This window comes from Streptomyces sp. NPDC045287 (assembly GCF_056432325.1).
The window spans coordinates 25,613-38,319 of record NZ_JBWKJG010000006.1; the positions used below are offsets into that span (position 1 = coordinate 25,613).

Annotated in this window: 11 protein-coding genes; all 11 read right to left on the minus strand. The window is 74.0% G+C overall.

Annotation, left to right across the window (positions count from 1 at the left end; all coding sequences use genetic code 11):
* Positions 1 to 25 precede the first annotated feature (25 nt).
* The 11 genes from AC07D6_RS12120 to AC07D6_RS12170 all read right to left on the minus strand — a co-directional run bounded on the left by AC07D6_RS12120 (position 26) and on the right by AC07D6_RS12170 (position 12,703).
* Entirely contained in the window at positions 26 to 1,411 is a 1,386-nt protein-coding gene (locus AC07D6_RS12120; RefSeq protein ID WP_315881142.1) for an aspartate aminotransferase family protein, read from the minus strand.
* A gap of 10 nt (positions 1,412 to 1,421) precedes the next feature.
* Positions 1,422 to 2,444, minus strand: coding sequence for an adenosyl-hopene transferase HpnH (hpnH, locus tag AC07D6_RS12125; protein ID WP_315881143.1), 1,023 nt, complete (start codon positions 2,442 to 2,444; stop codon positions 1,422 to 1,424).
* Positions 2,445 to 2,451: 7 nt separating this feature from the next.
* Positions 2,452 to 3,138 (minus strand): phosphorylase family protein, encoded by a 687-nt coding sequence (locus AC07D6_RS12130; protein WP_315881144.1) that lies wholly within the window; start codon positions 3,136 to 3,138, stop codon positions 2,452 to 2,454.
* Positions 3,139 to 5,133, minus strand: a complete 1,995-nt coding sequence (gene shc, locus AC07D6_RS12135) for a squalene--hopene cyclase (protein WP_315881145.1) — start codon at positions 5,131 to 5,133, stop codon at positions 3,139 to 3,141.
* A 164-nt stretch (positions 5,134 to 5,297) separates the two neighbouring features.
* Positions 5,298 to 6,398 (minus strand): polyprenyl synthetase family protein, encoded by a 1,101-nt coding sequence (locus tag AC07D6_RS12140; protein ID WP_315881146.1) that lies wholly within the window; start codon positions 6,396 to 6,398, stop codon positions 5,298 to 5,300.
* Positions 6,395 to 7,768: a hydroxysqualene dehydroxylase HpnE gene (gene hpnE / locus AC07D6_RS12145; RefSeq protein ID WP_315881147.1), complete on the minus strand. Its 1,374-nt coding sequence runs from the start codon at positions 7,766 to 7,768 to the stop codon at positions 6,395 to 6,397. The genes AC07D6_RS12140 and hpnE overlap by 4 nt, the downstream gene beginning before the upstream one ends.
* Before the next feature lie 55 nt (positions 7,769 to 7,823).
* The gene (gene hpnD / locus AC07D6_RS12150; RefSeq protein WP_479043601.1) at positions 7,824 to 8,774 is read right to left on the minus strand and encodes a presqualene diphosphate synthase HpnD; all 951 of its coding nucleotides are present in this window, start codon (positions 8,772 to 8,774) and stop codon (positions 7,824 to 7,826) included.
* Positions 8,771 to 9,691: a squalene synthase HpnC gene (gene hpnC / locus AC07D6_RS12155; RefSeq protein ID WP_315881149.1), complete on the minus strand. Its 921-nt coding sequence runs from the start codon at positions 9,689 to 9,691 to the stop codon at positions 8,771 to 8,773. Before hpnC ends, hpnD begins: the two co-directional genes overlap by 4 nt.
* A 308-nt stretch (positions 9,692 to 9,999) precedes the next feature.
* On the minus strand, positions 10,000 to 10,800 hold the full coding sequence (locus AC07D6_RS12160) for an ABC transporter ATP-binding protein (RefSeq protein ID WP_315881150.1): 801 nt from the start codon (positions 10,798 to 10,800) through the stop codon (positions 10,000 to 10,002).
* Positions 10,793 to 11,722 carry an ABC transporter permease gene (locus AC07D6_RS12165; protein WP_479043604.1) on the minus strand — a complete coding sequence of 310 codons (930 nt, stop codon included), beginning with the start codon at positions 11,720 to 11,722 and terminating at the stop codon, positions 10,793 to 10,795. The genes AC07D6_RS12160 and AC07D6_RS12165 overlap by 8 nt, the downstream gene beginning before the upstream one ends.
* A gap of 108 nt (positions 11,723 to 11,830) precedes the next feature.
* Complete coding sequence (locus tag AC07D6_RS12170) at positions 11,831 to 12,703, minus strand: glycosyltransferase family 2 protein (protein ID WP_479043607.1); 873 nt, start codon at positions 12,701 to 12,703, stop codon at positions 11,831 to 11,833.
* Positions 12,704 to 12,707: the final 4 nt, after the last annotated feature.

Below are 12,707 nucleotides of genomic sequence, written 5' to 3' on the forward strand. Positions count from 1 at the left end.
AATTTTCTTGCCTCCTGGGCAAAAATCACCGGTTGGCGACGGCCTGCTTGACCAGGGTGCGCCCGAAGTCCCAGATCAGTCCACCGCCGCTGTGCGCCTCGTCCATCACCGCGGTGAACGCGGTGACGAACCGGTCGACGTCCTCCTCCCCGACCACCAGCGGCGGGATCAGTTTGATGACCTCCAGGCGGTCGCCGGAGACCTGGGTGAGGATCCGGTGCCGCTGGAGCAGCGGGACGACGACCATCTGCGCGAAGAGCCCCCTGCGGGCCGTCTGGAGCATCGTCCAGCGGCCGCGCAGGGCCAGCGACGAGGGCCTGCCGAACTCGATGCCGATCATCAGGCCGCGCCCGCGCACCTCGCGGAGCATCTCGTACCGGTCGACGAGCTCCGCGAGCCGGGACTTCAGCAGGGCGCCGGTGCGCCGGGCGTTCTCCACGAGGCCCTCGTCCTCCAACACGGCGAGGACGGCCAGGCCGGCGGCCATGGCCTGGGCGTTGGCGCCGAAGCTCGCCGAGTGGACGACGACGCGGTCCATCGACGAGTAGACCTTCTTGAAGATCCAATCCTTGCCGAGGGTGGCGCTGACCGGCACGTACCCGCCGGACAGGGCCTTGGCGACGCACACGAGGTCGGGTTCGACGCCCTCCTCGTGCTGGTAGGCGTAGAAGTCGCCGGTGCGGCCGAGGCCGGTCTGCACCTCGTCCGCGATGAGCAGGGCGCCCCGCTCGTGCAGCAGTTCCGCGGCGGCGCGCAGGAAGCCGGGCGGGGCCTCGTGGACGCCCTTGCCCTGGATGGGCTCCACGATCATCGCGGCCACGTCGCCGCGCCTCAGCTCCCGCCCCAGGGCGTCGAGGTCGCCCAGCTCGATCGCGGTGTCGGGGAGCAGCGGGCCGAAGCCGTCGCGGAAGCAGTCCTCGCCGTTGACGGAGAGCGCCCCGGCGGTGAGCCCGTGGAAGGCGTGGGCGCAGTACACGACGCGCGGCCGGCCGGTGGCGCGCCGGGCGAACTTGAGGGCGGTCTCCACCGCCTCCGCGCCGCTGTTGCCGAAGTGGACCCGGTCCAGGTGGGGCGAGTGGGCGAGCAGCCGCTCGGCGAGGAGGCCGGGCAGCGGCGCGCAGTCGAACCGGGTGAGGTCGGGCAGGGAGAGGTCGAGGACGTCGTGCAGGGCCCGGCGCACCACGGGGTGGTGGCGGCCCAGGCCCATGACGCCGAAGCCGGCCAGCATGTCGAGGTAGTCGTTGCCCTCGGCGTCCCAGAAGTGGGCGCCTTCGGCGCGTTCGTACACCTTGTCGAAGCCGATGGTGTGCAGCATGCGCGGAAGCTGGTGGTTGAGGTGCCGGGCGTGCAGTTCGTACCGCTCGGAGGCGCGGTCCGCGAGCAGCTTGCCGAGGTCGAAGCCGGTGCTCATGCGTCGCTCCTCAGGCGCCGCGGCCGGGGAGCGCCTCCCGGGCGGCGCGCAGGGATTCGCGCAGGGAGCCCACGGTGGCGAGGACGGCGGTCGGCTCGTAGCCGCAGTGCGCCATGCAGTTGGCGCAGCGCGGGTCCTTGCCCCGGCCGTACGCGTCCCAGTCGGTCTCCTCGACCAGCTCGCGGTAGGTCGGGACGTACCCGTCGCTCATCAGGTAACAGGGGCGCTGCCAGCCGAAGAGGGAGTAGTTCGGGATGGCCCAGGCCGTGCAGGGGAAGTCGGCCCGGCCCTCCAGGAAGTCGAGGAACAGCGGCGAGTGGTTGAGGCGCCAGCGGCGGCGGTTGCCGCCGGCGAAGGCCTTCCTGAAGAGTTCGCGGGTCTGCTCGACGCCGAGGAAGTGCTCCTGGTCGGGCGCCTTCTCGTAGGCGTACGCGGGCGAGATCATCATTTCGTCGACGCGGAGGTCGTCGTTGAGGAAGTCGAGGACCTCGATGACGGTCTGCGGGGTGTCGGTGTTGAAGAACGTGGAGTTGGTGGTGACGCGGAACCCCCGGCGCTTCGCCTCCTTGATGGCGGCGACGGCCTCGTCGAACACGCCTTCCTTGGCGACGGATTCGTCGTGGCGGTCCCGCAGCCCGTCGATGTGGACGGCGAAGGCGAAATAGCGCGACGGGGCGAAGTCGTCCATCCTCTTGCGGAGCAACAGCGCGTTGGTGCAGAGGAACACGTACTTGCGGCGGGCGACGAGCTGGCGCACGATCTCGTCGATCTGCGGGTGCATCAGCGGCTCGCCGCCGGCGATGGAGACCATGGGCGCCCCGGACTCCAGGACCGCTCCGACCGCCTGGGCGACGGGCATGCGCTGCTTCAGGACCCCGGCCGGGTGCTGGATCTTCCCGCAGCCCTCACACTTCAGGTTGCAGGCGTAGAGCGGTTCGAGTTCGACGATGAGGGGGAACTTCTCGCGCCTGCGGAGCCTCTGTCCGAGCAGATAGGTCCCGACCCGGACGGTCTGGCGGAGCGGCATGGCCATCTCTGGCTCACCTCCTGGGGAGCGGCAAGGAACGGTGCCATTCGTGGAACGCGGGAAGGACCGCACGAAGAACACGGAAGGCTGATATTCCACCGCGTACCGTTCCGATCCGGACCAGTTCGTGCTCCGGGGCGTCCACGACCACCCGGACGGCGGCAACCGGCCGGGGCCCGGCCGCGAGCGCGGCGTGCAGGGTGGCGGCGGACTCCATGTCCACCGCCAGCGCCCCCGTGGCGCGCAGGGCCGCCCGCTCCTGACCCCGTACGACGTGGTCGGAGCCGGTCAGCGGCCCCGTGTGGACCGTCCGCCCCGGCAGCTCCCGCGCCAGGGCCGCGACGAGCGCCTCCGGGGCCGTGCAGGGGGTGGCGCCGTGCGGGCCGCGCGTCTCGTCGGCGACGACCAGGTCGCCCGGGTGCATCCCGGGGGCGAGCCCGGCGCAGAAGCCGGAGGCGACGACGGCGGCGGTGCGCAGCGGCCCGTCCCGCAGGGCGCCGGCCACCGCGCGGCGAGCGTGCTCGGGGCCCATGCCGGTGCGCAGCAGGGTCGCCCTGCGCGCCCCGGCGCCCCCCGTACGGCCGCTGCGCAGGGCCAGGTGCTCGATGCCGAGCGCGCAGGCGACCAGCAGCGGCGCCGGGGCGGGCGGCGGGGCCGGGGAGCGGTCCGCGGAACCGGACGGCCCCGGTCCGGCGGGCATTCAGCGCCCCTTGCCGACGGACGGTTCCCCGTGGACGTACCGGCCGAGCGCGGTGAGCGGGAAGACCTGCCGGTAGAGGTGGTAGTTGATGGAGAAGTCCCAGGGGAAGCCGGTGCCGGTGAAGTACGGCTCGTCCCAGGAGCCGTCCTCCCGCTGGGTGCCGGCCAGCCAGGCCACGCCGCGCGCCACGGCCGCGGAGTCCCGCTCCCCCGCCGCGAGCAGCGCCAGCAGCGCCCAGGCGGTCTGGGAGGCCGTGGAGGCGCCGCGGCCGACCCATCCCTCGTCGCGGTACGAGCGGAGGTCCTCGCCCCAGCCGCCGTCGTCGTTCTGCACCGACTCCAGCCAGGCGACGGCCCGCCGGATCGCCGGGTGCCCGGTGGGCAGCCCGGCGGCGGTGAGCGCGGGCACGACGGAGCCCGTGCCGTAGACGTGGTTGACGCCCCAGCGGCCGAACCAGGAGCCGCGCGGGTCCTGTTCGGCGAGGAGCCAGGCGACGCCCCGCCGGGTGCGCGGGTCGTGGGCGCGGCCCTCGTGGGCGAGCATCTCCACCACGTGGGCGGTGACGTCGGCGGAGGGCGGGTCGATCACCTCGCCGAAGTCGCAGAACGGCAGCCGGTTGGGGAAACGGCTGGTGTTGTCGGCGTCGAACGCGCCCCAGGCACCGTCGCGGCACTGCATGCCGAGGGTCCAGCGGGTGCCGCGCTCGACCGCCGCGTCGACCCGGGCGGGGTCGGGGTGGCGCACCCGGCGCAGGGCGAGGATGACCTCGGCGGTGTCGTCGATGTCGGGGTACGTGTCGTTGTGGAACTCGAACGCCCAGCCGCCCGGCGGGAGGTGGGGCCGGCGCACGGCCCAGTCGCCGGGCCGTACGACCTGCTCGGCCAGGAGCCAGTCGGCGGCCCTGACGAGGGCGGGGTGGTCGCGCGGGAGGCCGGCGTCGGCGAGGGCGATGGTGGCGAGGCAGGTGTCCCAGACGGGCGACTGGCACGCCTCGATCATGCGGGCCCCGTCGTCGCGCCGGACCGCGAACCGGTCCAGGGAGTCGAGTCCGGCGCGCATCACGGGGTGCCCGAGGTCGTAGCCGAGGAGGTGGAGGGCGATCAGCGAGTAGACGGCGGGGGGCTGGATGCCTCCCCAGCAGCCGTCGTTCTCCTGCCGCTCGACGATCCAGCGGGCGGCGGCGTTCATCGCGGCGCGGCGCAGGGCTCGCGGCGCGACCCGGCGGTAGCCGTGCAGGGCCCTGTCGAGCCGCTGGAACAGCCCGTCCCAGGTGTTCACCGGGGCGGGGCGGCGCGGCGGGCCGGGGCGGCGGGGGTCGGCGTGCAGCTCGTCCAGCGCGAAGGGCGCGGGGCGGACGGGCCGTTTGGCGGAGACGATGGTGAGCGGCACGATCGTCTGCCGCGCCCACTGCCCGAAGGAGTAGATGTTCAGCGGGAACCAGGGGGGCAGGTAGATCATCTCGGGTGGGAGTTCCGGCAGGTCCTCCCACTTCCACCAGCCGAACAGGGCCAGCCAGATCCGGGTGAAGACGCGGCTCGCCGCGATGCCGCCGTTCTCGCGGACCCAGGCGGCGGCGCGGGCCATGTGCGCCTCTCCGGGCGCGTCCCCGGCCAGGCGCAGGGCGACGTACGCCTCGATGGTGGCCGCGAGGTCGCCGGGCCCGCCGTGGAAGGTGGCCCACGTGCCGTCGTCCCGCTGCTCGCCGCGGATGAAGAGGGCGGCGGCCTCGGTGGTCGGGGTGTCGCGGATGCCGAGGAACTGGCGCAGGAGCAGGTCCTCGGCGTCCATGGTGACGTTGGTCTCCAGGTCGCCCTTCCACCACCCCTCGGCGTCCTGCCGGGCCAGGAGGTGCTCGACGGAGCGCCGCATCGCGCCCTCCGCCGCGGTGCGGAGGTCCGTCTCGACGGGGGCGGTGGTGGCGGTGCGGTGGATCCCGGCGGTCGTGGCCGTCGCGGGGCCCGCGGCCCCGGCGCCCCCGTCGGTCGTCGCTGTCATGGCTTCCCCTTCGTGCAGTGGACGTGCTGCTGCTACGGGTCTGCCGTCGGCCGGTGCCGTGCGCGACGCGCACGGCACCGGCCGGCGACCGCGACGTCATATGTGCCGGATCGGACTCCTCGGCCCGGGGGCGGGGGCGGCCCCGGGCGTGCTCCCGGCCGCGGTCATCGCGTCCGTACGACGACGAAGTCGGCGAGCGCGGCGAGCCGGGCCCGGACCCGGTCCGGCATGTCGACGCGGTCCAGGGCCCCGACGGCGACGGCGTGCTGCCGGCGGGCCTCCTCGGCGGTCCAGTCGCGGCCGCCGGCCTCCTCGATGAGGGCGGCGCGGGTGGCGAACTCCTCCTCGGAGAACGAGTCGAAGTCCTGGCTCTTGGCGTCGGCGGTGAGCAGCTCGCCGAGCCGCTCGGAGGCCGGCCCGCCGGCGGCGAGCGCGGCCACGACGGGCAGCGACTTCTTGCGCTGGCGCAGGTCGCTCCAGGTCTGCTTGCCGGTGGACTCCGGGTCGCCCCAGATGCCGAGCAGGTCGTCGACGGCCTGGAACGCCAGGCCGAGGTGGTGGCCGTACGCCTCCAGGGCGTCGGCGGTGCGGTCGTCCGCGCCGCCGAGCACGGCGCCGATGGAGGCGGAGCAGGCGAGCAGGGCGCCGGTCTTGTTGCCCTCCATCTCCAGGCACTCCTCGACGGTGACCCGCTCGCGGTGCTCGTACGAGATGTCCTGCGCCTGGCCGTCGATCAGCTTGCGGGTGGCGACGGTCAGGCGGCGGGTGGCGCGGCCGGCCTCGGCGGTGCCGAGCTCCAGCAGCAGCTCGTTGGCGAGGGCGAACAGCGCGTCGCCGACGAGGATCGCCTGGGCGGGGCCGTGCACCTTCCACACCGTGTCGCGGTGGCGGCGCTGCTCGTCGCCGTCCATCAGGTCGTCGTGCAGCAGCGAGAAGTTGTGGACGAGCTCCACGGCGACGGCGCCGGGGACCCCCGTCTCCGGCGGGGCTCCGGCCGCCTCGGCGGACAGCAGCGCGAGGGCCGGTCGGACGGCCTTGCCGCCGTCCCCGTCGGCGGGCTGCCCCAGGGCGTCGATCCAGCCGAAGTGGTAGGCGGCGACGGTGTCCATGGGCTTCGCGAGCCGGTCCACGGCCGCGCGCAGCACGGGGGTGGACAGGTTCCGCCCGCGGTCCAGCAGCGCGGCGATCTCCGCTGCGTCGACGGCGGGGTTCGCCGGGGGCACTGTCGGCACGGTCTCTCCTCTTGTTCCTGTACTCGGTCTCATGCCGCCTCCTCGAGCGGATGTACGTGGGGGCGGCCGAGGGCCGAGAGGGCGGCCGCCGCGGCGGTGAAACCGCTGCGCACCGCTCCTTCCATCGTGGCGGGCCAGCCGGTGGCGGTCCACGCGCCCGCAAGATACAGGCCGGGCGCATGAGTTCGGGTACCGGGGCGGAGCCGTCCGACACCGGGCGCGGGGGCGAACGTCGCCGCCCGCTCCCGGGTCACGAAGAAGTCCTCCACGCGGGCGTGCCGGGCGGGCGGCAGCAGCCGCTCCAGCTCCGGCAGGTAGCGGGCGCGCAGTTCGGCCACGGGCGCGTCGATCTCGTCTCCGGCGGCCGACTGGGAAAGGGCCAGGTACTGGCCGCCGCCGCGGAGGCCGGACGCCTCCGTCCGGTCGAAGACCCACTGGACGGGCGAGCCGATCGCGGCGAAGAACGGGCGGCGCAGGACGGGGCGGTCGTACAGCACGTGGACGTTGAGGATCGGCGCGGTGCCGATCCGCAGGAGGTCGCCGGGGGTGTCGAGGGCGCCGGGCGGGAGGAGGCCGTGGGTCTCGCGCTGCGGGACGGCGAGGACGACCGCGTCCGCCTCCAGGCAGTCGCCGGGCACGTCGACGACCCAGCGACCGCCGTCGGCGGGGGTGACGGCCGTGACCTTGGTGCGGACGGCGATCCGCACGCCGCGGGCTTCGAGGGCCTTGCGGGCGAGCGTGTCGTGGAGGTGGCCGAGGGGGACGCGGGCCCAGCCGATGTCGGCGGCGCCCGGGGCGGAGAGGAGACCGGTCCTGAACACCATCGCGGCGAGGGCGAGGGAGGAGTGCGCGGCGGTGGCGTTGAGGGTGGCGACGCCGACGAGGTCCCACAGGGCCTCCACCGCGCGGCGCGACTGGCCGTGGCGGGCGAGCCAGCCGGCGAAGTCGGCCGTGTCGAGCGCGGGGTCGGCGGGGTCGAGGGCCTTCAGGGCGAGGGCGGCGCGGCCGACGCCCAGCCGCTCGGCGGGCGACAGGTGCGGGTACGCGGCGAGGCTCGCCGCCAGGTGCAGGGGCACGGGCAGGGCGGTGCGGCGCAGCCGGCCCAGGCGGGCGCCCCGCGGGCCGCCGACGTCCAGGACGGGCACGTCGAGGCGGTCCTGCACGGGCGCGAGGGCCGTGCCGCCGACGCGGTCGAGGAACCAGCGGTACGCGGCGCAGCAGCGCATGTACACGTGCTGGCCGTTGTCGACGGTGAGGTCGCCGCGGCGGAACGAGAACGCCAGGCCGCCGAGGCGGGGCCGGCCCTCCAGCAGGGTGACCCGCAGCCCGGCGTCGGCGAGGCGCAGCGCGGCGGTGGTCCCGGCGAGGCCGCCGCCCACGACGACGGCGTGGTGGCCGCTCACGCGAGGACCTCCCGTGCCCGGGGCGACACCCGGCCGCGGCGCGGTGTCCGGAGGTTCACGGGCGGGTCCTTCCGGTGCGGCGGGTGACCGTGCGGGCGTCGAGGCCCGAGAGGCCGCGCACGGCGACGTACGCCTTCTCCCGGCCCGGCAGCGCGACGCGCCCGCGCAGCACGGCCCCGGGGTCGCGCTCGATGCGGTCGAGGAGGCGGCGGTAGATCCCGGCCATGGCGGCGACGCAGGCGCCGCTGCGCCGGTCCAGCATGGGCAGCAGCCGGTACCCCTCCGCGAACAGGGCGCGGGCGCGCCGCACCTCGTGGTGGACGAGGCCGGTGAAGTCGGCGCCCGGCGGCGGCGTCGCGGTGTGGAAACCGTCGGAGCAGCCGAACTTGGCGAGGTCCTCCGCGGGCAGGTAGCTGCGGCCGTTGGCGGCGTCCTCGCGCAGGTCCCGGAGGATGTTGGTGAGCTGGAGGGCCAGCCCGAGCGTGTCGGCGTACCGCGGGGCGTGCGCGGCGTCGCGCGCGCCCGGCGTCGTGCCGAACACGCCGAGGGAGAGCCGTCCGACGGCGCCGGCGACGCAGCGGCAGTAGACCTTCAGGTCGTCCCACGTCTCGTACGTCCGGCCGCGCACGTCCATCAGGACGCCGTCGATCAGCTCGTCGAGGCCCTCCAGGGGGAGGGGGAAGCGGCGGGCCGCGTCGGCGAGGGCGACGGCCACCGGGTCGGTGTCGTCCTCGGCCACGGCGTCCCGCCGGATCCGGTCGAGGACGTCGCGGGTGGCTTCGAGGCGGCTCCGTTTGGCCTCGGGGTCGAGGGGGCCGTCGCCGATGTCGTCGACGCGCCGCGAGAAGGCGTACAGGGCCGACATCGCCTGCCGCTTCCCGGTCGGCAGGAGGCGGATGCCGTACGCGAAGTTCCGGGCCTGCTGCGCGGTGACGGCCTCGCAGTAGCTGTACGCGGCCTGGACGGGCGGGGGTGCCTCCGTCGTCGGGTCCACGGTCCTGGTCACCCCTCTCCGCGCGCTGCTCGCCACACCGCTCCCGCGCGGCGGAGCAGGCGGTGCCCGGGGGCCCTGGGCGGGCCGGGGAGCACGTCGTACCGGGCGGCCCTGATGGCGTCGAGGGCGGCGTGGCCCCCGGCGACGAAACCGGCGAGGAGGAGCCGGAGCCTGCCGTGGACGCTGCCGACGAGCGGGGCGCCCTCGTCCAGCAGGGCGCGGGCGCGTTCCGCCTCGTACGCAACGAGGGCCCGCACCGAGGCGCCGGCCGTGGGGCGGGCCAGGTCCGCCTCGGTGACGTGGAAGCGGGCCATGTCGTCGGCGGGCAGGTAGATCCGGTCGCGGCGGAGGTCCTCGGCCACGTCCTGGAGGTGCTCGACGATCTGCAGGGCGGTGCAGATCGCGTCGGAGCGGCGGATCCGCTCCGGGGTGGCGGTGCCGCTGATCGCGAGGACGAGCCGGCCGACGGGGTTGGCGGACAGTTCGCAGTACGCGGCGAGGTCGTCGTAGGTGGCGTAGCGGCGGACGCGCTGGTCCTGGCGGTTGGCCCCGAGGAGCGCGAGGAACGGCCCGGGGCCGAGTCCGTGGCGGCGCACGGTGGTCCGCAGGGAGGCGAGCAGCGGGTGGGAGGGGCCGCCGTCCGTGTCGTCGAAGACGCGCAGCAGGTCGGTTTCGAAGGCGTCGAGCAGCGCCTCCGGGCCGTCGTCGGGGCGGGCGCCGAGGAGGCGGGCGTCGGCGCCGCCGGGGGCGAGGTCGCCGTCGCCGACGTCGTCGACGAGGCGGGCGAAGCCGTAGACGGCCATCAGGTCGGCGCGCCAGGCGCGGGGCAGGAAGAACGGGGCCACGGGGAAGTTCTCGTCCGCGGCCTTGTCGAGGGTCGTCCGCGCGGAGGCGGCGGGGCTCACCCGCACGGAGGCGTCGGGGCTCACCTGTCGGGCACCCGTCACCGGCGGCGGCCCGGTGCGGGGACGGCGGGCCCCTGGGCCGGCTGGGGATTCTCCGTCATTGCCGTCACGTCTCCCGTTCTACACTGCGGACTCAATACATCCCATTTCGGACACGCCGCCGGTCCTCTGGAGCTGCCACCGCACATGGCGTGAAACGAACCGGTACAGCTTACGCCGTTCGCCGTGCGGGGCTCGGGTCGGCTCGCGGCGCACGCTCACGGCGAGGGGCCCGGCCGGCTGCTCCGGTCCGGACCCCTCGGCGTGACGTGCGGTTCTCCCGGCGGTTCCGGCTAGCGGCCGGTCTCCCTCTCGTACGCCCGGAGGACCTCGTCGGTCGGCCCGTCCATCAGGAGTTCGCCTTTTTCCAGCCACAGGACGCGGTCGCAGGTGTCGCGGATCGACTTGTTGCTGTGGCTGACGAGGAAGACCGTGCCGGCCTCCTTGCGCAGCTCGCGGATGCGCTGCTCGGAGCGGATCTGGAACTTGCGGTCACCGGTGGCCAGCGCCTCGTCGATCATGAGCACGTCGTGGTTCTTGGCGGCGGCGATGGCGAAGCGGAGCCGGGCGCCCATCCCGGAGGAGTAGGTCCGCATGGGCAGGGTGATGAAGTCGCCCTTCTCGTTGATGCCGGAGAAGTCGACGATGTCCTGGTAGCGCTCCTTGATCTCCTCGCGGGACATGCCCATGGCGAGGCCGCCGAGGATGACGTTGCGCTCGCCGGTCAGGTCGCCCATGAGCGCGGCGTTGACGCCGAGGAGGGAGGGCTGGCCGTCGGTGTAGACCTTGCCCCGCTCGGTGGGCAGCAGGCCGGCGATGGCGCGGAGCAGGGTGGACTTGCCGGAGCCGTTGGTGCCGATGAGGCCGATGGCCTCACCCCGGTAGGCGGTGAAGGAGACGCCGCGCACGGCGTGCACCTCGCGGACGCCGCGGCTCTCGCCCTTGCCGCGGCGCAGGATGCGGCTGAGGGCCGCCGTGGCGCTGCCCTTGCCCGCGACGCCGCCGTTGACGCGGTACACGATGTGCACGTCGTCGGCGATCACGGTGGGGATGCGGGGCCCTGCGGGGCGGGCGCCCTCGATGTCGTCAGCCACGGCCGTACCGCTCCTCAGCCTTCCAGAAGAACACGAACCCGGCGGCGCCGACGACGACCGCCCACAGGAGCGCGGCCAGCCAGACGTGGTCGGGCAGGTTGTCGGAGGTGTACCCCTCGATCAGCGCGAAGCGGATGAGGTCCATGTAGACCGCCGCCGGGTTGTACATCAGGATCTCGGCGATCCACGCCGGCTTGTCCTGGAGCATGATCGGGATGGAGAACATCACGCCCGACGCGTACATCCACGTCCGCATGACGAACGGCATCAGCTGGGCGAGGTCGGGGGTCTTGCTGCCGAGCCTCGCCATGATCAGCGCGAGGCCGGTGTTGAACAGGAACTGCAGCGCCAGCGCGGGCACGATCAGCAGCCAGGCGGGCGACGGGTAGCTGCCGAACAGCGCCACGATGACGAACAGCACGAGCATCGAGTACAGCAGCTGCTGGAGCTGCTGCAGCGCCAGCGAGATGGGGAGCGAGGCGCGCGGGAAGTGCAGCGCCCGCACCAGGCCCAGGTTGCCGGAGATCGACTTCACGCCGGACATGACGGACGTCTGCGTGAACATGAACACGAAGACGCCCGTCACCAGGAACGGGACGTAGACCTTCTTGTCCATGCCCCGGCCGGCTTCGAGGATCAGGCCGAAGATCACGAAGTACACCGCGGCGTTCAGCAGCGGCGTGGCCACCTGCCACAGCTGGCCGAGCCTGGCCTGGCTGTACTGGGCCGTGAGCTTCGCCCGGGAGAACGTCAGGATGAAATGGCGCCGTCCCCACAGCTGCCGGACGTACTCCGCCAGGCCCGGGCGGGCACCGCTCACCGACAGGCCGTACTTGGCGGCCAGCTCCGCCGGCGTCAGGTCGTCGTCGGGCGAGGGCGGGACACTCACGGCGACCGCTCGGTCGTGGGTTGTCTCACTCACAGGTCGAAACTTTCGTGTTCACGATGCGGGGGCGGAAGGGGGCGGCGGGCGGTGTCCGCGAAGGGCGGCGGCCCTTCCCGGGCACCGGCGCCGCCGGGTCCGAGCTTGTCAGATGACGGGCGGCCGGCCCAATCGCGTGAGGCGCCACACCGTGCGCCACCTCATGGGCCGCCGGGGCCCGCAGGGCGTCGTCCAGCCCTCCTTGAAGCCCCCGAACCACGCCTTCAGCGCGGCCCCCGACGGGCGCCTCAGGAGGGTGAGCAGCAGCCACACCCCGACGTACACCGGGACCAGCGGCGCGGGCAGGTTGCGGCGGGCCAGCCACACCCGGTTCCGCGCGACCATCCGGTGGTACACGGCGTGCCGGGACGGGGCGGTCGTGGGGTGGTGGAGCACCATGTCCGACCGGTAGTCGATCATCCAGCCGGCGTCCAGGGCGCGCCAGGCCAGGTCGGTCTCCTCGTGCGCGTAGAAGAACTCGCCGGGCAGCGGCCCGACCTCCGCGATGACCTTGGTCCGGACGGCGCTGGCGCCGCCGAGGAACGTCGTGACGCGGGAGGACCGCATCGGGTCGGAGGCGCGCAGCCGGGGCACGTGCCGCCGCTGCGTGACGCCGGTTTCCGGGTCGGCGATGCGGAAGCTGAGGATGCCCAGTTCCGGGTCGTCGGCGAAGGCCCGCCGGACCAGCTCCGCGGTGTCCTTGCGGGGCAGCAGCCCGTCGTCGTCGAGGAAGAGCAGCACGTCGACGTCGGAGCCGTTCGGCCCGAACGCCTCGATGCCGACGTTGCGGCCGCCGGGGATGCCCAGGTTCTCGGGCAGGTCGACGGTGCGGACCCAGCCGGGGACCCCGCGGACGGGGGCGCCGTTGCCGACGACGACGACCTCGACGGGCTCGCCGTCCTGGCGGGCGACGGACTCGATGAGGGCGTTCAGGTCGTCGGGACGGTCGCCCATGGTGATGATGACGGCACCGAGCTTCACGCGA

Coding starts and splice junctions, on each gene's coding strand:
- shc (WP_315881145.1), bottom strand. CDS start 5,133: ATGACAGCGACGACCGACGGGGGCGCCGGGGCCGCGGGCCCCGCGACG.
- AC07D6_RS12130 (WP_315881144.1), bottom strand. CDS start 3,138: ATGCCCGCCGGACCGGGGCCGTCCGGTTCCGCGGACCGCTCCCCGGCC.
- AC07D6_RS12140 (WP_315881146.1), bottom strand. CDS start 6,398: ATGAGACCGAGTACAGGAACAAGAGGAGAGACCGTGCCGACAGTGCCC.
- AC07D6_RS12120 (WP_315881142.1), bottom strand. CDS start 1,411: ATGAGCACCGGCTTCGACCTCGGCAAGCTGCTCGCGGACCGCGCCTCC.
- hpnH (WP_315881143.1), bottom strand. CDS start 2,444: ATGGCCATGCCGCTCCGCCAGACCGTCCGGGTCGGGACCTATCTGCTC.